Genomic DNA, 20525 nt, shown 5'->3' with positions numbered 1-20525 from the left:
CTTGGGCGGCTGAACCCGCGATTGCCAACCCGCTGTTTAGGCAAGCAAAACTGATGCAAGCGGAAGCAGCAGCTTGACGTCGAGGGCGACGCCGGCTTTCCGACGCCGCTCGACGAAAGCAGCAAGATCAGCCTTGTCGACCAGGTGGACGGTGATCTGCTCCTCTCCCGCGACGCCTCCGCCCTCGCCGACCTTCCGCACGCCGTGGGCTCTGACGAGGGTGAAGCTTTCGCTGAGCATGCCCGGGGACGCATGGAAGTCACCGAGGCGTTCGATCCGTTCTGCTGTGAAGCCGGCTTCCTCCTCAAGTTCGCGAACTGCGGTCTCTTCGATCGAAGCCCCGTCGCCATGGTCACCGACGAGCCCCGCCGGCAATTCCAGGCACAGTCCTCCTACCGCGGCGCGGGGCTGCTCGACCAGGATCCACCGCCCGTCATGCTCGGCGAGGACGACCACGGCGCGGATCCCGCCGACCCTTCCCGCATATTCCCACCTGCCCTTGCGCTGGGCGATGACGAAGCGTCCCTCCCACATCGTCTCGGGCGGGATGTCGAGATCGGGGTCGCTCACAGGACGATCAGCTTGTCGGGAATCTCGTTGGTGTCGGTACTTGTCTTGGGGAAGTGGCGTGTCAGCACCTCGCCGACTTCCTCCACGGCGAGCGCAAGGCCCTCGCCCGGCCGACCCGCGCGAAGCTCGCCGACCAGTTCGGCCATCGCGTCGCCCCAGCATTCGGGAGTCGTCACGCTGGTAACGGCCTCGTCGGCGACAATCTCGGCCCGGTGTTCGGCCAGCGAGAGATAGATGAGCACTCCGGTGCGTCCCGTGGTGCGCCGTTCCGCCGCCGCCCTGAACAACGCGATCGCCCGCCGCCGCACACGCCGGGTCTTGGTCGCGCCGGGGGTGAGCGCCAAACGGAGGGGCCGCCAGCGGAGCAGCAGCAATACTCCGAGGAACTTGAGCGTGACGAGAACAAGGACGAGGAACAGGATCTGGCCGGTGGTCGCCGCCTGGCCCCAATCCCCTAACCAGCGCTCCCACCAGCCGGACAGCATCGGGGCCTGCCAGGATGCGAAGGCGAGAACGCCCAGCATCGCCAGCACCGCCCAGTGCAGCGCAACATCGTGGTAGCTGTCGCTATCCGCGCTGACGATGGTCAGGATTTCGCCGTCGCTGCTCGACTCGGCTGCGGCGATTGCCTCGCTTACGCGGCGGTGATCCTCGTCGCGCAGTGCCAGCGTCACCATGATCCCGACGCTCCCCCGCCGCCAAACGATCCGCCGCCGCCGGAGAAACCGCCGCCGCCCGAGAAGCCACCACCTCCCCCGCCACTCCAACCACCACCACCGCCGCCACCGCTACGAGCGGCATGGCTGAGGACATCGAGGCCCCAGAGCACGACCATCGGGTCGACACCGCCACTGCCGCGCCGGCGCTTGCCTCGGTAGCGCCGACCGCCGCCGCGCCGTGCGAAGCTCATCAGCACCATGAGGATGACGAAGCCCCAGAAGATGAGACCGAAGACCGACGTGCCCGAAGACCGCTCCCGCCCCGGCGGAGCGGCATTCGCCTCCGCTTTCTGGATGCGCTTGGCGGCCTCTGCGGGCGGCAACTGCATCTGCGTAGCGAGTTCGTTCACGCCGGCCTCGATCCCACCCGGGAAATCTCCGGCCTTGAAGCGCGGCAGGATCGCATTGTTGACGATGATGCTGCTGACCGCGTCGGTCAGGAAGACGCGGGCCCCGTAGCCGGTTTCGACCCGCACCTTCTTTTCGTTGGGAGCGACGATCAGCAGGACACCGTCGTCCTTCTGCGCATCACCGATCTTCCACTCGCGGCCGAGCCGGTAGCCATAATCCTCGACCGTCCTCCCCTCGAGGCTGGACAGGGTGGCAACGACAAGTTGCCGACCGGTCTGCTTCTCGAGCGTCTCCAGTCGCGACGAGAGCACTGCCTCTCTCGTAGGATCGAGCAGATCGGCCTGGTCGACGACGCGACCGGTCAGCTTGGGGAAGGTCTGCGCAGCCGCTGGCATGGCGATCGACAGCGCCAGCCACAGGGCGAGAAGCATACGTCCGATCATGAAGCCAGCCGCTCGATCCCGAGTGCAATCGCTTGCTCTAATCGTCCCGCCGCAAGGTCGGGCTGCATCGCCCGCGTGACTGCGGCTTTCTGCTCGACCGGCATGTCGCCCATGATCCGCACCTGCTTGGACGTGGTGTCGATCAGCAGTGTGCGGCTACCGGACGTGGGGTTCCTGACGGCCCAGCCGAGGCGTTCCAGCGATTCACCCTCCGCGACCGGCACGGCCGCAACGAAGATGGGAGGCCCTCCCGCCGACCGGATCGCGTCGATGCGCTTCGCGAGGCGAGCCCCCGCAGGTGGAGGCAAACCGCCGTCGAGGATGACAATTCGTCCCTTTGTCGCCTGGGCCATGTCACGGGCTTGTTGCGGAGAGTCCTCGGACGGGCGAACACCTATTCCCATTCGCAGGCCCTCGCCACCCTTGGTCGCCTCGACCACGCCATTGCCGTGATAGGTGATCGAGTCCTGTTCGTCCGTGTCGATGTAGCAGGCAGACAGCGACGGCTGCGTCGCCGCGATCGCCACCGCCAGGAAGGCCCGCTTCACCCCGCCCTACTGAACGTTGAAGTTGACCGGCGGTGCGGCCTGCGCCCCGGCGGCGGCTTCGAACGGCACCTTGGGCTTGGCGCCGTAGAAGATCTTGGCGCCGACCGCGTCGGGGAAGGTCCGAATACGCGTGTTGTAGCCCTGAACCGACTCATTGTAGTCGCGGCGCGCGACCAGAATGCTGTTCTCCGTGCCCTCGATCTGGGCTTGAAGCGTCAGGAAGTTCTGGTTGGTCTTGAGCTCGGGATAGGCTTCCTGGAGGCGCTGCAGGCTCAGCGTCAGCTGGTTCTGCGCATTGTTGAAGGCACTCACCCGCGCCGGATCGGACAGGTCGTCGGTGCTAAGCTGGATACGGCTCGCGTTTGCGCGAGCCTGGGTCACCTCGACCAGCACGCTCTTTTCCTGCTGAGCCGCGCCCTTAACCGTGTTGACGAGATTGGGGATGAGGTCCGAGCGACGCTGATACTCGCTCTGCAGGTTGCCCCACTTGGCGTTGACGTCTTCTTCGGCAGTCGGGACCGAGTTGAGACCGCATCCGGCGAGGGAAACGGCAGCGAGCGGTGCCAACAGGCCAAGTCGGCGAAGGACAGTCATCGGCGTAGATTCCCCTGAAATCATGGTCGTGGTGCCTTAGGTAGTTGGCACACCTCGGCCTTGCAATGTCGCTTTGCAGGTCGGTCAGGGGAAAGTGGGGAGCTTCTGTTGCCCGGTGCTCCCCGTACCGCTGGAATCCGATTCTGTTGCCCGGTTCGGTCCAACCGCGCTTAAGCTTTGTAACTTCTGACCGTTAGGCCGTCAGTTACGCAGCAATCGCGAGCGCCTCGTTATCGTTGGCACTTGTGAGAATGACGGTTTTAGGGCCTGTCCAAGCCCGCTGGCAGCAAGCACTTTACCACACTCGTCGATCCTGTTTCGCCCCCATCAGCAACGGCGCTGGCTCTTTGCGCCGCTGATGGTGGAGGCGCCGGGGTACTGCCCCCCGGGTCCGAAATGCTTATTTCTACCTACACTCTACCAGCATAGCCGGTTGCCCGGCCCGACCTATTTAGGGCATGAGGTCAAACATTCCAAGGTGAGCGTAACGGAACCGCAAGGAACCGGCTCGCGTTGGGCGCCCTCAAGCGGGTACGAAAACCCGCGAGAACGAACCATAAGGGGAGTGAAACTATGAAGAAGATTTCTTTCGCGCTCGTTGGCGCTGCTGCGCTGGCTCTTGCTGCTTGCGGTGGCAAGGGTGACGATTCGCTCGGCGACAACGTGAACGACAACTACGAAGCCGCTGCCGACAACCTCGAGGCCGCCGCCGCCAACACCGGCAACGCCGCCGAAGCCGCCAGCCTGGAGAACCAGGCCGACGCGCTCGAGGCCGAAGGCGACCGCAAGGAAGAGGCGATCGACGACGCCGACGTCAATGCCGCCAATTCGGCTCAGGCGAACGCTGCCGTCAACGCCATGTAAGCATGGCCATGGCCTCCGGGCCGTGGACGATGGAAGGCCGGTCTCCTGCGGGAGGCCGGCCTTTTCTTTTGCGCGCTCCACCCTAGGTCCGAGGAATGAGCGACAGCGACAGCCAGGCCATTCCCGCCGCGACCCTGGTGGTGATGCGCGACTCGCCTCTGGGGAGCCCCGAACTGCTGATGGTGGAGCGTCCAAGGACGATGGCCTTCGCTGCGGGCGCGATGGTCTTTCCCGGAGGCCGGATTGACGAGGCCGACTGGTCTGACGAAGCGGGGCTCGAAGACGCAGCTCGAAGGGCCGCGATCCGAGAGACAAAGGAGGAGACCGGGCTTGCCGTCGGCAACGACAGTCTCGTTCCATTTGCCCGCTGGCGGCCCGACAATGTTCGTCACCGGCGCTTCGACACCTTCTTCTTCCTCGCTGCAGCGCCCCTTGCCCATCCTCCGCTTCGGCCGCAGCCAAGCGAGTGCGAGCGGCTGCTGTGGGTCACCGCGCAAGCCATGCTGGACATGGTCGGCGAAGGCTCGGCCAGCGCGATCTTTCCCACCATCCGCAATCTCGAGCGGTTGGCGCAGTTCGCCAGCTTTGCCGAGGCCCGCGAACATGCCCTCGCCACCCCGATCGAGATCATCTCGCCCTGGATCGAGGAAGTGGACGGCGAGCGCTGGCTGACCATTCCTTCCCATCTCGGCTATCCCGTCACCCGTGAGCGCCTCGACACCGCGCTCCGAGCCTGATCGTCGGTCGAGCGCGTTCAGCCCGCCATGCGCTTTGCTCTTCGTCTGCTCGTGATTGGCTCACTGCTCGCCGTCCTGATTATTGAGGCTGCGGCGTGGATGAAACGCCACCGCTCCGACCTGCCCTGGACGGAGCTCGACCTCACCGCCGAGCCGGGCCGCTTCACTCCAGCCAAGATCGCCGAGCTCGGATCCGATCCGCCGCGATGCCGCGCACTTCTCACCGAAGCGGCAAGCCTCAGCACGCCTGCCCCCGACCGGATCGTCAGTGAAAGCTGTGGCTATCGCGATGGTACCCGGATCAAGGGCACGCCCGAGCCATCACCTGCAGGTTTAGTTACCAGCTGCCCGGTGGCCGCCGCCATGCTGGTGTGGGAGCGAGAGCTCCAGGTCGCGGCCAATCGCCATCTTGGTACGTCGGTCCGCCGCCTGCTCCACGCTGGCAGCTTCTCTTGTCGCCGCCTCTACGGTCGCGAAAGCGGCGCCTGGAGCGAGCATGCCACCGCCGATGCGGTCGATATTCTCGGCTTCACCATGGCGGACGGCCGGACCGTCTCCGTCCTCAGGGACTGGAGGGATGACGGTCCCACTGCCGCATTTCTCCGCTCGGCTCGTGATGCCGCCTGCCGAAGCTTCAGCACCGTCCTCTCGCCCGACTACAACGAAGCGCACCGCGATCATCTTCATCTCGACACCGCCGATCGCGGCGCAAGCGGGTGGCGCGCCTGCCGCTAAGAAAAAGGGGCCTGCTCCTTCGAGCAGACCCCCAATCCTTTTCGCGTCGGATGAGATCTAGGACAGCATGCTTGCGGGCACCCTGCCACCATTGTCGGCAAGCCCCTTCATCACGGCCTTGTGCAGCCAGATGTTCATCTCCGCCGAGCCATCGCGCTCACCCGTGTAGCCGAGCTCCTGCGCGAGTTCCTTGCGGTTCTCGAGGCTGGAATCGATGCCGAGCAGCTTCATCAGGTCGACGATCGACGTTTTGTAGTTGAGGTCGGGGTTGCCGCGCTGAGTGCTGATATCGGCCAGCACCTGCTCGACGTCCACGTTCTGCGCCGCAGGTGCCGGTGCGGGCTGCACCTGCGACTGAGCTTGCCCGAGAGGCTGGCCACCCGTCGGCTGCGCTTGGGCAGGCGGACCACCGGCCATGCCGGCCGGGATGGTCGGGCGGTTGCCCGGTCCCGGATCCTTGTGGCCGAAGATCGCACCTTTGATCTTGTCGAAAATACCCATCGGCTTACGCCTCCATGCCGTGCTTCAGCGCGCTCATCTGGTCGTGGCCCGCGCGGACCGACTGATAGGCACGCTCGATGACCGTGCGGGTCTCGGGAGCGATGTCGGCGCCCAGCGCTGCCTCGAACTTCTCCTTGAGATAGTCCTCGCCACGCTCGACCTCGTTGATGATCGCCTTGTCGTCGCGACCGGTCACCGCAGCCTTGAGGTCGAGGAAACGCTGATGCGTCGAGCCGAGGAAGCTGCCGTCATCGGGAGCATTGCCGCCGAGGCGGCTGATTTCCGAACGAAGCTCTTCGGCAACGCGGCTGCGCTCGTCGGCGTTGCGGCGGAAGATCTCCTGGAACTTGCTCCCCTCGGCGTTCTGCGCCGCGTCGCGGTAGCCGTTGACGCTGTCGATAAGCGTGGTGGTGAGGGTCTCGAGGGTGCCGACGCTGGCGTTGTTGTCGCTTCCGATCATGATGATCTCCTGAAGTGCTGAGTGGATATGGTCGTCCCAACGCCGAGTGGACCGCTCTTGTTCGGCGGAATGCAGAAAAATGGGTCGAACAGCTCGGGATCGCGGTTCAAGCGGAGGGCTTGGCGCGGCGAGCCTGGCTGAGTACGCAGCTCAGGCGTGCTCGCGCCTCTGGAGTTTTCTCGATGACCGACCCAAGCGCCGCAGCCGCGGCCCCCGCTCCGGCACCCAAGGGTAGCCGAGGCGCGCTGCTCCTGCTCGGCGCGCTGATCCTTGGACTCGTACTCGGCATCCTCGCCCCGCGGCTCGGCGACGGGATCAAGGAGCCGCTGGTTCAGGCCGCCTCGCTTATCGGAGGCCTGTGGCTCGACGCGCTGCGGATGACCGTCATTCCGCTAATCGTCTCGCTCCTGGTGGTCGGAGTTGTCGGCGGGGCCGATGCCGCACGGGCGGGCGGCCTCGCGGCCAAAGCCGTCGTCTGGTTCGTCGCCTTCTACATCTTCTCGGCGCTATTCGGCGCCTTCATGACGCCGGCGCTGCTGGCGCTGTGGCCGCTCCCGCCCGAAGCTGCGCAGGCGCTCCAGGCAGGCCTCGCCGGGGTCGACCAGAGCGTCACCAAGGGCGCGGTCCCGACCGTCGCCGACTTCTTCAAGTCGATCATCCCGCCCAATCCGATCGCGGCCGCGGCCAACGACCAGATCCTTCCACTGGTCTTCTTCACCGCCATCTTCGCCTTCGCGCTCGCCAAGGTTCGCAGCGACAAGCGGGTCGCGACGCTTGGCTTCTTCGAAGGCGTGGCGGAGGCGATGCTGACGGTCATCGGCTGGGTGCTTGCACTTGCCCCACTCGGCATTCTCGCGCTCGCCTTTGCGGTCGGTGCGGGAGCCGGAGGGTCGGCGCTCGGCGCGGTGGTGCACTATGTCATCATCCTCTCCACGCTCGGGGTCATTCTGACCATCGTCGGCTTCGGCATCGCCGTGCTCGTCGCGCGCTTCACGCCTGGCGAGGTGTTCCGGGCGATGGCGGGCCCGGCAGCGGTCGCGCTGTCGACCCGTTCGTCGCTTGCTTCCCTCCCGGCCATGCTGCAGTCGGCCGCCGACCTCCGCATTCGGGCGCGGGACGCCGACGTCGTGCTGCCGCTCGCCGTCGCGCTGTTCCGGGCGACCGGCCCCGCGATGAACATTGGCGTCGCCCTCTATGTCGCGCACTGGTACGGGATCGACATCAGCACTACCGGCTACATCGCCGGCATCGCGGTGGCCGCCATGGCTTCGATCGGGGCCGTCAGCCTGCCGGGACAGATCAGCTTCGTGACCTCGATCGCACCGATCAGCATCGCGCTAGGCGTGCCAATCGAGCCGCTGGCCTTGCTGCTGGCGCTAGAGACGATCCCAGACACCTTCCGGACCCTCGGGAACGTCGTGTGCGACGTCGCCGTAACCGGCGCGGTATCGGATCGCGAGGGCTCAGCGGAGGCCGCCTAGCGGCCGGCGATTGCCCGCACGCTGTCGGCGTAGAGCCGGCCGACCGGCTGCTCGGTCCCGTCGGCAAGTCGCGCGATCCACCGGCCCGAGGCATTGCGCTGAAAGCCGTGGATGAAATCGCGGCGGACGATGGCCGAGCGGTGCAGGCGGACGAACAGCGCCGGATCGAGGCCATCCTCGAGTGCGGCCATGCTGTGGTGGATGAGCCAGCTGCGCTGCCCGACATGCAGCCGCATGTAGTCGCGCTCGGCAGACACCCGGTCGATGTCAGAAGAGCGGATTCGAACGAGGCCGGTCAGGTCCGAAGCCCAGAATTCCTGAAGGTGACCGTCGCCCGCACCGACTTCGACCGCGGACACGGTGCCCCGCCGGGCAAGATGCGCGCGCGCACGGTCGAGGGCGCGCTCGAGCCGCGCCGGATCGACCGGCTTGACCAGATAGTCGACCGCCTCGACTTCGAACGCGGCAACCGCGAACTGATCGAAGGCAGTGACGAATACCACCGCCGGACCGCCATCGTGGCTGCGGACCGCACGGGCAACGTCGATGCCGTCGAGGCCGGGCATGGCAATGTCGAGCAGAAGCAGGTCGGGCTCCAGCACCTCGGCCATCCGGCACGCCGCTTCCCCGTCGCTCGCGGTTCCAACGAGATCGACCCCGCCGATCCGGGCCAGCAGCAACTGCAACCGCTCGGTCGCGAGCGGCTCGTCGTCGACCACCAGGGTCCGCAAGGGTGCCAGATCATCAGTCATGGCGGGTGATCGGAAGGGTCAGCGCCGCCTTGTAGCCGCCGCCTTCAAGCGGACCATGCTCGATCTTGGCATCGTTCCCGAATCGGGCGTTCAGCCGCTCCGACACGTTGGCGAGGCCGACCTTGGTGCCTTCGAGCGATCCGGATTGACGCGGCGACTTGAGCGCGGTCCCGCCGAAATTGCTGATCTCGATGCGAAGCCTCCCCGGCAGCGGCTCTTCGGCCGTGATCCGCAGGCTGACCTTGTCGCGCGTATTGCTGAGGCCATACTTTATCGCATTCTCGACGATCGGCTGCAAAATAAGTGCGGGCAGGCGCGCTCCGGCAAGCCGGTCGGGCACGTCGATCTCGACCTTCAGGCGGCGTGGGAAACGCACCTTCTCGATCTCGAGATAAAGCCGCTGGAGCTCGATTTCCTCGCCGAGGCTGACGTCGGCGGTGGGATCGAGTGACAGGCTGCTTCGGAAGAAGGTGGAAAGTTTGAGGATCATCGACTCGGCTTCCTCGGGCCGGCCGCTCATCACCAGACTCGAGAGGCTGTTCAGTGTGTTGAACAGAAAGTGCGGATTGACCTGGTACCGCAACGCCCGGACCTGAGCCACCTGCGCGGCGTTCTCGGCGGCCGCGGCCCGGCGCTGCAGGTCGAGCGCCTGCCCTTGGCTGACAAGGGCCAGATACACCGCCGACCATGCCGCGAAGAAGAACAGCCAGACCACCGTTGCATCGGCCGCGACCCGGAACTGGTCGTGCTGCCCCAGTTCCTTCAGCTTCGGCATGGTGACCACGACCGGATCGGCCGCCCCGCGCTCGATCCTTACCTGCTCGCCCTTGGCAATGACGACGAAGCCCTCGCGCGCCTGGAAGCGGAACTCCTCCTTGCTGCTGCGCATGTTGCCGTCGGTCAGGATCAGCACCGTCGACAAGGCGCCGGCGGCGATCACCGCCCCGAAGCCCGCCACGAGCCCCTTGCGCCGGATCGACGAGCCGGGCGCCAGCGAGGCGATGGCAAAGTACAGCAGGCCGGTGATGAGGATGCCGGCGGCGAAGGTGACGAGCTTGTTCTCGAGCACGGTCAGCGGATCGCTGCCGAGGAAGGCACGGGCGATCACGGTCACCGCATAGATCGCCCAGAAGCCCAGGATAGAGACTGCTGCGACCTTCCAGTCGGCAAACCTCCCGGTGGCTGCCTTCCGGCGATCTGGCAACAGCAACTGCTCGGCGGCGACAGGCATGTTCATGGGAGGACGGTGACTCGATCGAACCCGTTGCGCAATGGTCGGGGTGCCGCTTGGCCGATGGACGAACGCCATTGGTCGAAGGGAACGGTGCGCCGGGGCAAACCGTTTAGGCTGCGAAAGGAACTCACTTCATGCAGGAACATAATTCGGCCGATGCACCGCCGTCGGTCATCTCCGCCGATCCCGAGAAGGAACTGGAACACAAGTTGCGCCGCAATCCCGACGACGAGGACGCCAAGGTCGACGTCGGAAGTGACGAGAGCATGGACGCCTCCGATCCGTTGTCGTCCTCGCAGCCTGGCTGTGGCGGCGAGCCGGTGCCCTCCTCGGGCTTTCCCGCCTGACCCTTAAACGACCGCGGTAACCCGAATATCGCGTTGCACGATTGCGACAGCCCCGCGACAAGTTCGCGGGGCTGAAGAAAGACATGGCAATCCGCGCCGAACCCGGTTTCAATATGAACCGGGGTTGGGGCGGTGGTTAAGCCAACGGAAACGCTTCGAGGCGCAACACTCGCTCCTGGTACATGAGGAGTCAGAGACAATGACGACGCGTACGGGTCAGCCTGCTGGTGGCGCTCTGCTACTGAGCGAGATGAAGGAGTTCGCCTCCTTTCCGAAGGCGACACAGCGCTACATTCGTCGCAGCCTCGACATTGCCTTCGGTCGCCGTGACGCGCTCACCTGCTGGGCCCGCGACGAGGGCGAAGCCGCCTCGATCCGGGCGCAGACCCGCCTCTACAAGCAGCTCGACGCGCTTCGCCTGCAAGTGCCCGACGACAGCGGTCTCGACACGATCGACCCGTTCATGGGCCTTCTGATCACCCTCACCGCTTTCGACCTCGGCCAGGATCGTATCCCCAATTTTGCCGCCTACCGCTTCCTCTACGAGCGGCTGCTCGGAGCGGGCGCGCGCTCGTGGCTCCCTGCCGCTTTCTGTGCCGCTTCGGCCCTCCCCCATCTCCACCCGGACCGTCGCCGCGTGCTGCTCCAGTCGATCAGCGAAAGCGCCGCCACGGCGCCGGGCTGGTCAAACCGCGAACCGGTGTTCTGGCCCGAATGGGTCGAGAAGGTCGACGTCGCGGCCGCGGCCTAGGCCGTCGTCTTCACCGACGGGTAGATCTCGGCAAGAGCGCGGATCGTCGTTCGCGCGTCGTGGTGCAAGACATAGATTCCGCCCGCGTCCTGCCACGCGGCCATGTGTCGCTCACTGTCGTCCACCAGCACGTCCGCACCCGACATGTGGCGGTGCTTGTCGCGCGCCATGCAGGTGATGATCTCGACGCCCGGGAAGTGCTCGGCCGCCCAGCGCACCTTTTGCGGCGCGGCCCACTTGCCGACCGGAAGTCCGGTGAGGATGGTCGGCTTGAGATGGCGGACGGCATCGAACAACTCGTCCGCGTCCGCCATTTTCGGAAGGGTGGCGTAGAAGTCGCCATGACGCGTCAGCCGTCGCCAGAACTCGCCCTTGCCATGCCGCGCCTCGAAAGTGGCGACATCGGTACCGAGCAGCTTCTCCGCCCCGGCATTGAAGTCGGCGAGAACCCCGTCGCAGTCCAGGAACAGCCTGGGAGAGGTCACGGAAACCTTGCCGGCGAGACCGTCACGGGAACCGGATGGTCGAGTTCCTGCCAGCCACGCTCCTTGAGCACGTCGTTGCTTTCCACCGCGCGGCGGCCTTCGCCGAGCGACCAGGTGATGTGGTATGTCGAGCCGTCAGGACGATCCACGGTCCCGTCGACGGTGACGACCATCGCCTCGACGCCGCTATCGTCGTCGGTCCGCCCGACGATGACGATCTTGGCAGCTGCTGGCAGGTCTTCGGCATCGGGCTTCTGCGTGACGTGGTCGGCCACCGCCTTGGCATACTTCGGCGGAAATTTCGCCAGCAGCTGGTCGCGCTCGCCTCTGTCGAGCGTCCAGCCCATCGATCTTCCTCGTGCCATGCCGGCTTCAATCAGCCGCGCGCGGCGAGGTTCCGGACCAGCTCTGCGGCAAAGTCGCTCAGCGTGTCGTCGCGGGCTCCGAGGATGGCGATCGTGTCGCCCTCACGCGCAAGGTCGAGAAGGCGCTGGCCGATCGCGGTGCGCTCGGGAATGTGCTCCGCCCGCCCGCCCGCGCTTTCGACGGCAGCGGCAAGCCATTCGGAACCGCGCGAGCGATCGACCGTGCCGCCCTGGTAAACCGGGTCGGACAGGATCAGCCGGTCGCCTGCTCGCATGCCCTTGGCGAAAGTCGCGGCGAGTTCATCGCCCATCTTCGCCAGCGGTCCGTAACCATGCGGCTGGAAGAAGATCAGCAGCCCTCCCCGACGAGCGGTGAGGGTAGCGAGCGTGGCAGCGATCTTGTCAGGATTGTGGGCGAAATCGTCGACCACGCTCACGCCATGCGCTTCGCCCACGGTCTCGAGGCGGCGCTTGAGGCCCGCGAACTCGGTCAGGGCCGCCGCAGCATCGATCAGCGACACGCCAAGGGCATGCACCGCGGCGATCGCGCCCAGGGCGTTCAGCGCATTGTGCCGGCCGGGCAGCGGGAGCTCGACATGGGCGTGCTCGTCCGAGCTCCGCACCGAGAATTGCGATGCACCGGACTGGAGAACAAGGTCGCCTCCGACAATTCGGGCGTCGTCGCTCTGGAATCCGTAGCCGACGACGTCACCGATTTCGCGGGCGATCTGCCGGCTTTCGGCATCATCGAGATTGACGACTGCTGTCTGGGCGGACCCTAGGAAGCCGCCGAAGAGGCTTCGAAGCTCGTCCATCTCCTTGTGGTCGAGGCTGACATTGTTGAGCAGCGCCACCGTTGGACGGTAGAGCGCGATCGAGCCGTCGCTTTCGTCCACTTCGCTGACAAACAGCTCGGGTTCGCCGATAAGGGCGCTGGCAAAGGGCGCGTCGGCGCTAACGAAGTTCTTCATCACCGCGCCATTCATCACCGTCGGCTTGTGGCCGAGACTATGGAGAATCCAGCCGATCATGCCGGTGACCGTCGACTTGCCCGAGGTGCCGCCGACTGCCACGCTGCGCTCCGCCGCGTTGAGAAGCTCGCTGAGCAGTTGTGGCCTGGTCAGGTGCGGAAGGTCGAGGGCCCGGGCCCGGGCGACGTCGGGAATCGTCTCCTCGACCGCGGCCGAGGTCACCAGCACCATGCCCGGCTTCAGCCCGCTGCCGTCCTGGGGATGAAGCCCGATGCCCTGCGCCTCGAGATAACCGAACTTGGAGCCGAGGCGCCCGGCGTCGAGCGCACGGTCGGAGCCTGCGACCGCAGCGCCTGCGGCCTTCACGATGCAGGCCAGGGGAAGCATGCCGCTCCCGCCGATGCCGCAGAAGAAGTAACTGGAACCCGTCATGAGGCTCGCCCTATGAGAGGCGACGCCCAAGGGCAATTGGAGGAACGATGAGGATAGCGGTCGTCGCGCCAAGCTGCCCGCTGAAGCAAGAGGCGGCGGAGCGGGTGAGATCCCTCGCCGCCGGTGGCGGCGTCGAACTCGTCGTCCATCCTCAGTCCTTCCTCGAGGCAGGCCACTTCGCCGGGTCGGACGAAGACCGGCTCGACGCCCTGCGCGAGGTCATGGCCGATCCCGCGATCGACGCGGTCTGGTTCGCAAGGGGCGGCTACGGTTCCAATCGGATCGCCGAAGCCGTCGCCCGGGACCTCCCCGCCGCCGCATTGTCCAAGACCTTCCTCGGCTATAGCGACGGCGGCTTCCTGCTGGCGGCGCTGCACAGGGCAGGTGCCCGTGTCGCACATGGGCCGATGGTGCAGGACGTCCTTCGCACCGGTGGCGAAACCGCGGTCCTGCGCGCTCTCGACTGGCTGGCGACACGCGATCCAGCCGCGGTCGAGCCCGGGATCAAGGATAGCGCCTTCGCCTTCAACCTGGTGGTCCTCTCCAGCCTGATGGGGACACCCCTCGAACCCGACTTCAGCGGATCCGAGCTCCTCATCGAGGAAGTCGACGAGGAGCTATACCGGATCGACCGCTTTCTCTTTCATGTGACCAGCCAACCGGGCTTCGCAAGGGTGGAGCGACTGCGCCTCGGGCGCTGCCACCTGCGCGCCAATGACCGCCCCTTCGGAGCCGAACTCGAGGCCGTTGCGCAGCATTGGTGCGCCCGTGCTGGCGTGTCCTATGGCGGCCGGGCGGACATTGGTCATGACGCCGAGAACCGGATCGTTCCGTTTCCCGCGCGCAACGCTTGCCCTCCTCCCTCTTGACTCCCTCTTGCAGAGAGGGTCGCTTTGCGCTCTACCACCTCTCGGAACAACAGGAGGGCCTAATGGCAAAAGCATCGAGCGGGACTGGGCGTAAGGCAGGGGGCGGTCTCGCGCGTCCGGTGACTCCTTCGCCCGACCTCGCAGAAATCGTCGGCAAGGATCCGCTGCCCCGCAGCGAGGTGGTCTCGAAGGTCTGGGATCACATCCGCAAGAACAACCTGCAGAACCCGCAGAACAAGCGCGAAATCGTCGCTGACGACAAGCTCAAGAAGGTGTTCGGCACCGACCGTTGCACCATGTTCGAGATGAACAAGCACCTCTCGAAGCACCTGTCCTAAGCCATCGGCCCAAGGCACTCAGGAGGGGATCCGCTCAGGGCGGGTCCCCTTCTTTGTATCTGGCGAGTTGATTACGGTTGCGGAGAGGCGCGGAGCCCAGCGCGTCCCTTCCCTGTAGATACGGCGCAACCTGGCTGGCTGCTCGCCCGTCGTTCCCGGCCTTCGGCCATGGGGCGAAACAAGAAATGGGGCCCGGCATTGCTGCCGAGCCCCACTGCGCCGAGCTTGAGTATACCGGTGTTCGGCGTCTTCCTGCTTCGAGCGGCTCCTTTCGGAGCTGCCGTCCACGGGATCTTCCGATCCTGGCGTGCCCGCTCAGGCGTCGCGTCGGTCTCATTCGGCCACCCGGTCGCCCGGGCAATTCCTCGACCCTTGTCTGGAACGATCCTGAGATCCTTCCTCGCGCCGATCGACTGTGCCTCCGTCTGCCTGGCGGTTCGTCCGGATCCGAAGATCCTCGCTCCCCGCCCGCTCGCGTCGGCGGTCCCGTTCCTTCCCGTTGACGCCTGGCTGCTTCCTTGCGGAAACCGCCGTTCGTCGTCGATCAGGTCCGGCACCCGGCCTGGCGATCCTCATTCTGGCAAGCCAGACTTCCGATCACTCAGGCCACCGCCTGTCCGTTCGCGGCCCTTCTTGGGATGGCCCTCCTTCGCGCTGCCCTGGCACTCCCTTGCGGGTTGCCCGGCCTGCGGCGGCAGGAGAAATCATCTCTTCCGGCGCCTCTTGCCGGCGATGCTCCGAAGATCCTCCGCTCCTGCTCTGTCGGGCTTCCTGGGGAAGGCCCGTCGTCGCCTGAACGAATTCCACTCCATCGCCTTGCCAGCGGAGATCGGGATCCTCGTCCCTACCCTGTTCGGCACCTTTCGGAGCCTCCCCGGAGAGGGCCGCTGCCCCGATCACTCGATGAGAATGACTCCTTTTCCGAGTCGCACAAAGCATAATCGGCAAGTCCTAGCCTGTGGATAACGGGGAAATCGGGAGCAATCCCGGGTGCTCGATCAAACGCTCCGCTGTTGCCGTTCCGTTCTCCTCACCCTACGTCGGGCGCGTGTCCGAATCCGTCGCCCTCGCACCCGAACCGTCCTATCTTCAGGGCCTCAACGAGCCGCAGCGCGAGGCCGTGCTGACCACCGAGGGACCGGTGCTGGTCCTGGCCGGCGCAGGGACCGGCAAGACGGCCGCGCTGACCGCAAGGCTTGCCCACCTTATCGCGACTCGCCGGGCATGGCCGAGCGAAATCCTGTCCGTGACTTTCACCAACAAGGCCGCGCGCGAGATGCGTGAGCGAGTCAGCCGAATCAGCGGCGGCGCGATCGAGGGCATGCCGTGGCTCGGCACCTTCCACTCGATCGCCGCCAAGATGCTGCGGATTCATGCAGAGCTTGCCGGCCTTCAAAGCAACTTCACCATCCTCGACACCGACGACCAGTTGCGGCTGCTCAAGCAGTTGATCGTCGCCGCCGAGATCGACGACAAGCGCTGGCCCGCACGGCAGCTGGCGAGTTGCATCGACCGATGGAAGAACAAGGGGCTGACCCCGGACCAGGTCGATGCCGGTGAGGCCGAGGCCTATGCCAATGGCCGTGGGGCCGACCTCTACGCGCAATATCAGGCGCGCCTGCTGGCCCTCAACGCCTGCGACTTCGGCGACCTCCTGCTCCACATGCTGGTGATCTTCCGCACCCAGCCGGAGGTGCTCGAACGCTATCGCAACCGCTTCAAATATCTGCTGGTCGACGAATATCAGGACACCAACGCTGTCCAGTATGAGTGGCTGAAGCTGCTTGCCGAGCCGCGCCGGAACATCTGCTGCGTCGGCGATGACGATCAGTCCATTTATTCGTGGCGCGGGGCCGAGGTCGCCAACATCCTTCGCTTCGAGCGCGAGTTTGCGGGTGCGGCGGTCATCCGTCTCGAACAAAACTACCGGTCGACACCGCACATCCTCGGCGCTGCCTCGGGCCTGATCGCGAACAACTCGGGGCGGCTCGGCAAGGAATTGTGGACCGAGATCGACGCCGGCGAGAAGGTCAAGGTGATCGGGGTGTGGGATGGCCCCGAGGAGGCCCGCCGGATTGGCGAGGAACTGGAATCGCATCAGAGCCGGGGCGGCAAGCTGTCGGACGCGGCGATCCTCGTCCGCGCCCAGTTCCAGACCCGCGAGCTTGAAGACCGCTTTATCGCGATCGGGCTGCCCTACCAGATCGTTGGCGGCTTCCGCTTCTACGAGCGCGCGGAAATCCGCGACGCCCTCGCCTATCTGCGGCTGGTGCAGAGTCCGTCCGACGACCTCGCGTTTGAGCGGATCGTCAACACGCCCAAGCGCGGCCTCGGCGACAAGGCGGTTGCAAACATCCATCGCTATGCCCGCGCTTCGAGCCAGCCGCTGCTGCTCGCCGCCGCCCAGATGCTCGACTCGGACGAGCTCACGGGCGCTGCCAAGCGCAGCCTTGGCCGCTTCGTCGGCGATTTCGCGCGCTGGAGGCAGATGCACCTCGCGTCGGTGGACCAGCCGGCCACGCCGCACGCTCCGCCCGCCCATGCCGAACTCGCCCGGCAGCTCTTGGACGAGAGCGGCTACACCGGCGCGCTCCAGGCCGAGCGCACCGCCGAGGCCTCCGGTCGGCTGGAAAACCTCGCCGAGCTGACTCGCGCGATGGAGGAATATGAGACGCTCGGCGCCTTCCTCGAGCATGTCAGCCTCGTGATGGACAACGACTCGGATCGGGGCGGCGACAAGGTCACGATCATGACCATTCACGCCGCCAAGGGGCTCGAATTTCCGATCGTCTACCTGGCTGGCTGGGAAGAAGGCGTGTTTCCGTCGCAGCGCGCGATCGACGAGGGCGGCACCGCGAGCCTCGAGGAGGAACGCCGCCTCGCCTACGTTGCGATCACTCGTGCCCGCGAAAAGGCGACAATCATCCACGCCGCCAACCGCCGCATCTATGGTCAGTGGACCAGCAGCATTCCGTCCCGTTTCGTTGGCGAACTGCCGTCAGAGCATATTAACGAAGAGACGACCATGAGTGGCGGCGAGTCGCTGTGGCGAGCACAATGGAGCGAGCGCGGCGATCCCTTCGCCCATGTCGCGGCGCAACGCCCCGACCGCATCTCGACCCGCGGCCCGGGCTGGGGCCGTGCCACCCAGACCTTCTCCCCCGAGCCGCAGCGAATCGTCGAGGCTCGCGCCTCGGCGGTCAGCCTCGGCAACAAGGGTCGCGATGATCTCGCCAAGGGTCAGCGCGTGTTCCACGGCAAGTTCGGCTACGGCACCATCGCCGAGATCGAAGGCAACAAGCTCGAGATCGATTTCGAGCACAGCGGCCGCAAGCGCGTCCTCGACAGCTTCGTCAGCCTCGGCTGAGCTTCAGCGGCGGGGCCCGCCGCCCCTCGGCCCTTGCCGCGGGCGCGGCGGGCCGCCGCCGGCCGCATGATGGTCGTCCGGGCTGGTCGACGGCTCGACCAGGATCCCGTCCTGCGCCATGGCGGGACTGTTCTTGCGCAACGCCTTGAGGAAGTTCGGGAGCGCTCGCGGACTCACCTCGAAATAGCTGTCGGTCGCCGCGACCTTGATTGCACCGATCTCGCTGCGGCTGACATGACCGATCCGGCAGATCAGCGGAAGGAGCCACTTGGGGTCGCCTCCCTGACGCCGGCCGGCATTGATCCGGAACCATCCAGCACCGTCGAACCCACCATGCTGAGGGCGCTCCTCGGCCGGACCGTCGAGCAGGTCTTCCGGAGCCGGAAGGTCGGCAGCGAGCGCCCGCACGAGCGCAGCGGCCACACCGTCGGGACCAAGCTCTCGGAGCAGTTCGGCGGCGAACGCCTGGTCGGCCTCGTCGCTTTCGACCGGCGTCCGCAGCTTCTCCATGAGCCGCTCGCGATCCTTGACCCTGATCTCGTCCGCCGTCGGCACCGCAGTCCACTCGACCGGAATTCGGGCGAGCCGGAGCATGCCCTCTACCCGGCGCCGGCGCATTCCCGGCACCACCAGTACGGCGACGCCCTTCCGGCCGGCTCGCCCGGTCCGGCCCGAGCGGTGCTGCAGCGCCTCCGCATCGCGCGGCAATTCCACGTGGATGACGAGGCTGACCCCCGGAAGGTCGATCCCGCGCGCTGCGACGTCGGTCGCGACGAGCACGCGTGCCCTCCCATCGCGAAGCGCCTGGAGCGCGCGGTTGCGGTCGGCCTGGCTGTGCTCGCCTGACAGTGCGACAGCCTCGAACCCTCGTTCGGAAAGGCTTCCGTGGAGCCGCCGAACGGCCTCGCGCGTGGCGCAGAACAGGATGGCGGTCTCGGCATCGTGGAAGCGGAGCAGGTTGACGACTGCATGCTCGATGTCGGTCGGGCGGACGGCGACGGCCTGGTAGGCGATATCGCCGTGGCCGGCGGCATTGCCCAGCGCCTCGATCCTCAGCGCGTCCTTCTGGTAGCGCTTGGCCAGCGCTACGATTGGCCGGGGCATGGTCGCCGAGAAGAGCAGCGTCCGCCGCTCGCCTGGAGTCGCGTCGAGAATTTCCTCGAGCTCCTCGCGGAAGCCCATGTCGAGCATCTCGTCGGCCTCGTCGAGCACCACGACACGCAGCGCCGACAGGTCGAGCGCGCCGCGCTCGAGGTGATCACGGAGCCGGCCCGGGGTACCAACGACGATATGAGTTCCGCTCTGTAGCGCACGCCGCTCCTTTAGCGGGTCCATACCGCCGACGCAGGTCATGACCCGCGCTTGGGCGTCGGCGTAGAGCCACGTCAGCTCGGTCGACACCTGCAGCGCTAGCTCGCGAGTCGGAGCGATCACCAGCGCCAGCGGAGCGACCGCGAACGGCAGCTTCTCGGCCTCCCCCAGCAGTTCACCTGCCATCGCAAGTCCGAAGGCGACGGTCTTGCCCGAACCCGTTCGCGCCGAGACGATCAGATCGCGTCCGGCCACCTCGGGCGTCGAAACGGAAGACTGGACTTCGGTCAGCTGGTCGTAACCACGTGCGTCGAGGGCCCGCGCGAGCGGGGTGGGGAGTTGTTCGTGAGGCATGGGCAGCCCCTTAGTCGCTAATGCGGCAAAGCGCCAATCCGCTCGGAACCGGCACCTCGGCTGGCGCGTCCATCGGCCCGAACCCTAGGAGAAACGACCCATGCCCACCGCTGTCATCCACCGAATGGTCCTGCCCGAGCACGAGTGCCCGTTCGGTCGCCGCGCCCTCGAGCTGCTCAAGGAGAACAATTTCGACGTCGAGGAGCATCAGCTCACCAGCCGCGAGGAAGTGGACGCCTTCAAGGCCGAGCACGGCCTGTCGACCACTCCCCTGATTACCGTCGACGGCAAGACCATCGGCGGCTGCAGCGATCTCGAGAAGTTCCTGAGCGCCCACGCCTGAACGCGGATATGCCCCGGCCGCTGGCCGGGGCATATCTCTCAAGCCGTTGCGACCTTGGTCTTCTTCAGCGCCGCGAGATGCACCTCGGGGCCGTCCTTGGCGATTTCCTGCTCGATCCGCGCCTTGGCATCGGCCAGCGTCGCACCGAGCGCATCCATGTCGACGCCGTGACGCTTGGCCTGGCTGAAGATGCCGGTCAGCCAGCGCTCTTCCTCCTTGACGTGGTGCTCGATCTCCTCCTTGAGCACCTTCACCTTGGCTTCATAGAAATCGTCGTCCTTCCCCGCCTCGAGGATCTCGGCGATCAGCAGGTTGGCGGCGTCATGCTCGACGTAGGCCTCCTTGAGGTCCGCCTCGTCGACCTTGCCCTCGCACGCCGGATAGAAGTGCTCGTTCTCGATCCGGGTGTGGATGATCAGCTCGGCCGAGATCTTCTCGGCGATCTTGCGCTTGGCGGCGGTGCCGCTCGCCTCTTCGAACTGCTTGAACAAGCTTTCCACTTCGCGGTGGTCGTTCTTGAGCAGGGTGATTGCGTCGGGAGCGGTGTCGGCCAAGGAGAGTCTCCGGTTTCAGAGGGGTTCGTTACGCCCTCAACCCGGACCG

The 20525-nt window shown here is 66.0% G+C and carries 24 protein-coding genes and 1 other RNA gene; 10 read left to right on the top strand and 15 right to left on the bottom strand.

All coding sequences use genetic code 11. From position 1 onward, the window contains the following. Positions 1–36: 36 nt before the first annotated feature. The 6 genes from ABD727_RS03820 to ssrA form a co-directional block, all read right to left on the bottom strand. Positions 37–570 carry an NUDIX hydrolase gene (locus tag ABD727_RS03820; RefSeq protein ID WP_344706058.1) on the bottom strand — a complete coding sequence of 178 codons (534 nt, stop codon included), beginning with the start codon at positions 568–570 and terminating at the stop codon, positions 37–39. Continuing rightward, on the bottom strand, positions 567–1247 hold the full coding sequence (locus ABD727_RS03815; RefSeq protein ID WP_344706057.1) for a TPM domain-containing protein: 681 nt from the start codon (positions 1245–1247) through the stop codon (positions 567–569). The genes ABD727_RS03820 and ABD727_RS03815 overlap by 4 nt, the downstream gene beginning before the upstream one ends. Further along, positions 1241–2083 (bottom strand): TPM domain-containing protein, encoded by an 843-nt coding sequence (locus ABD727_RS03810; RefSeq protein WP_344706056.1) that lies wholly within the window; start codon positions 2081–2083, stop codon positions 1241–1243. The genes ABD727_RS03815 and ABD727_RS03810 overlap by 7 nt, the downstream gene beginning before the upstream one ends. Further along, positions 2080–2610, bottom strand: coding sequence for a hypothetical protein (locus ABD727_RS03805; RefSeq protein ID WP_344706054.1), 531 nt, complete (start codon positions 2608–2610; stop codon positions 2080–2082). The genes ABD727_RS03810 and ABD727_RS03805 overlap by 4 nt, the downstream gene beginning before the upstream one ends. A 27-nt stretch (positions 2611–2637) precedes the next feature. Next, positions 2638–3225, bottom strand: a complete 588-nt coding sequence (locus ABD727_RS03800; protein WP_344706053.1) for a LemA family protein — start codon at positions 3223–3225, stop codon at positions 2638–2640. A 132-nt stretch (positions 3226–3357) separates the two neighbouring features. Further along, positions 3358–3706, bottom strand: a transfer-messenger RNA (tmRNA) gene (gene ssrA, locus ABD727_RS03795). A 92-nt stretch (positions 3707–3798) separates the two neighbouring features. On the opposite strand from ssrA, the gene ABD727_RS03790 reads away from it, so the two are divergent. From ABD727_RS03790 to ABD727_RS03780, 3 genes are all read left to right on the top strand, one after another. Further along, positions 3799–4089, top strand: coding sequence for a hypothetical protein (locus ABD727_RS03790; protein ID WP_344706052.1), 291 nt, complete (start codon positions 3799–3801; stop codon positions 4087–4089). Between the two features lie 95 nt (positions 4090–4184). Beyond that, entirely contained in the window at positions 4185–4826 is a 642-nt protein-coding gene (locus ABD727_RS03785; RefSeq protein ID WP_344706051.1) for an NUDIX hydrolase, read from the top strand. A 99-nt stretch (positions 4827–4925) separates the two neighbouring features. After that, a complete protein-coding gene (locus ABD727_RS03780; RefSeq protein WP_344706050.1) occupies positions 4926–5561 on the top strand; it encodes an extensin-like domain-containing protein in 636 nt (211 codons plus the stop codon). Positions 5562–5618: 57 nt separating this feature from the next. Here ABD727_RS03780 and ABD727_RS03775 read toward each other — a convergent pair whose 3' ends face one another. Continuing rightward, complete coding sequence (locus ABD727_RS03775) at positions 5619–6062, bottom strand: DUF3597 domain-containing protein (RefSeq protein ID WP_344706049.1); 444 nt, start codon at positions 6060–6062, stop codon at positions 5619–5621. 4 nt (positions 6063–6066) lie between these two features. Next, positions 6067–6522 carry a ferritin-like domain-containing protein gene (locus ABD727_RS03770; RefSeq protein ID WP_344706048.1) on the bottom strand — a complete coding sequence of 152 codons (456 nt, stop codon included), beginning with the start codon at positions 6520–6522 and terminating at the stop codon, positions 6067–6069. A gap of 182 nt (positions 6523–6704) precedes the next feature. Here ABD727_RS03770 and ABD727_RS03765 point away from each other — a divergent pair, with 182 nt between their 5' ends. Beyond that, positions 6705–8003, top strand: a complete 1299-nt coding sequence (locus tag ABD727_RS03765) for a dicarboxylate/amino acid:cation symporter (protein ID WP_344706047.1) — start codon at positions 6705–6707, stop codon at positions 8001–8003. Here ABD727_RS03765 and ABD727_RS03760 read toward each other — a convergent pair. After that, positions 8000–8755: a LytR/AlgR family response regulator transcription factor gene (locus tag ABD727_RS03760; RefSeq protein WP_344706046.1), complete on the bottom strand. Its 756-nt coding sequence runs from the start codon at positions 8753–8755 to the stop codon at positions 8000–8002. The two genes, ABD727_RS03765 and ABD727_RS03760, sit on opposite strands and share 4 nt — an antisense overlap. Continuing rightward, positions 8748–9992: a sensor histidine kinase gene (locus ABD727_RS03755; protein WP_344706045.1), complete on the bottom strand. Its 1245-nt coding sequence runs from the start codon at positions 9990–9992 to the stop codon at positions 8748–8750. Before ABD727_RS03755 ends, ABD727_RS03760 begins: the two co-directional genes overlap by 8 nt. A gap of 131 nt (positions 9993–10123) precedes the next feature. Here ABD727_RS03755 and ABD727_RS03750 point away from each other — a divergent pair, with 131 nt between their 5' ends. Both ABD727_RS03750 and ABD727_RS03745 read left to right on the top strand, forming a co-directional pair. Then, positions 10124–10336 carry a hypothetical protein gene (locus ABD727_RS03750; RefSeq protein ID WP_344706044.1) on the top strand — a complete coding sequence of 71 codons (213 nt, stop codon included), beginning with the start codon at positions 10124–10126 and terminating at the stop codon, positions 10334–10336. 199 nt (positions 10337–10535) lie between these two features. Then, the gene (locus tag ABD727_RS03745; RefSeq protein ID WP_344706043.1) at positions 10536–11087 is read left to right on the top strand and encodes a P-loop NTPase family protein; all 552 of its coding nucleotides are present in this window, start codon (positions 10536–10538) and stop codon (positions 11085–11087) included. Here the strand turns inward: ABD727_RS03745 and ABD727_RS03740 are convergent. The 3 genes from ABD727_RS03740 to ABD727_RS03730 are packed head-to-tail and all read right to left on the bottom strand — an operon-like array spanning position 11084 to position 13340. Then, complete coding sequence (locus tag ABD727_RS03740; protein WP_344706042.1) at positions 11084–11572, bottom strand: 5' nucleotidase, NT5C type; 489 nt, start codon at positions 11570–11572, stop codon at positions 11084–11086. The two genes, ABD727_RS03745 and ABD727_RS03740, sit on opposite strands and share 4 nt — an antisense overlap. Beyond that, positions 11569–11919 carry a hypothetical protein gene (locus tag ABD727_RS03735; RefSeq protein WP_344706041.1) on the bottom strand — a complete coding sequence of 117 codons (351 nt, stop codon included), beginning with the start codon at positions 11917–11919 and terminating at the stop codon, positions 11569–11571. Before ABD727_RS03735 ends, ABD727_RS03740 begins: the two co-directional genes overlap by 4 nt. Positions 11920–11948: 29 nt before the next feature. Further along, complete coding sequence (locus ABD727_RS03730; protein WP_344706040.1) at positions 11949–13340, bottom strand: Mur ligase family protein; 1392 nt, start codon at positions 13338–13340, stop codon at positions 11949–11951. A gap of 47 nt (positions 13341–13387) precedes the next feature. Here ABD727_RS03730 and ABD727_RS03725 point away from each other — a divergent pair, with 47 nt between their 5' ends. The 3 genes from ABD727_RS03725 to ABD727_RS03715 all read left to right on the top strand — a co-directional run bounded on the left by ABD727_RS03725 (position 13388) and on the right by ABD727_RS03715 (position 17914). Then, on the top strand, positions 13388–14209 hold the full coding sequence (locus ABD727_RS03725) for an LD-carboxypeptidase (protein WP_344706039.1): 822 nt from the start codon (positions 13388–13390) through the stop codon (positions 14207–14209). 62 nt (positions 14210–14271) lie between these two features. Then, positions 14272–14547, top strand: a complete 276-nt coding sequence (locus tag ABD727_RS03720; protein WP_344706038.1) for an SWIB/MDM2 domain-containing protein — start codon at positions 14272–14274, stop codon at positions 14545–14547. Between the two features lie 1048 nt (positions 14548–15595). Beyond that, positions 15596–17914: an ATP-dependent helicase gene (locus ABD727_RS03715; protein ID WP_344706037.1), complete on the top strand. Its 2319-nt coding sequence runs from the start codon at positions 15596–15598 to the stop codon at positions 17912–17914. 3 nt (positions 17915–17917) lie between these two features. Here the strand turns inward: ABD727_RS03715 and ABD727_RS03710 are convergent, their stop codons facing one another. Beyond that, complete coding sequence (locus ABD727_RS03710; protein WP_344706036.1) at positions 17918–19579, bottom strand: DEAD/DEAH box helicase; 1662 nt, start codon at positions 19577–19579, stop codon at positions 17918–17920. Between the two features lie 100 nt (positions 19580–19679). Between ABD727_RS03710 and ABD727_RS03705 the strand changes: the two genes are divergently transcribed. Further along, complete coding sequence (locus ABD727_RS03705; RefSeq protein WP_344706035.1) at positions 19680–19922, top strand: glutaredoxin domain-containing protein; 243 nt, start codon at positions 19680–19682, stop codon at positions 19920–19922. Between the two features lie 38 nt (positions 19923–19960). Here the strand turns inward: ABD727_RS03705 and ABD727_RS03700 are convergent, their stop codons facing one another. Further along, positions 19961–20476: a hemerythrin domain-containing protein gene (locus ABD727_RS03700; RefSeq protein ID WP_344706034.1), complete on the bottom strand. Its 516-nt coding sequence runs from the start codon at positions 20474–20476 to the stop codon at positions 19961–19963. Between the last annotated feature and the right edge of the window lie 49 nt (positions 20477–20525).

Source organism: Sphingomonas swuensis, from assembly GCF_039538045.1.
Taxonomy (GTDB): Bacteria; Pseudomonadota; Alphaproteobacteria; order Sphingomonadales; family Sphingomonadaceae; genus Sphingomicrobium; species Sphingomicrobium swuense.
This window is presented reverse-complemented; position numbering and strand designations above follow the sequence as displayed.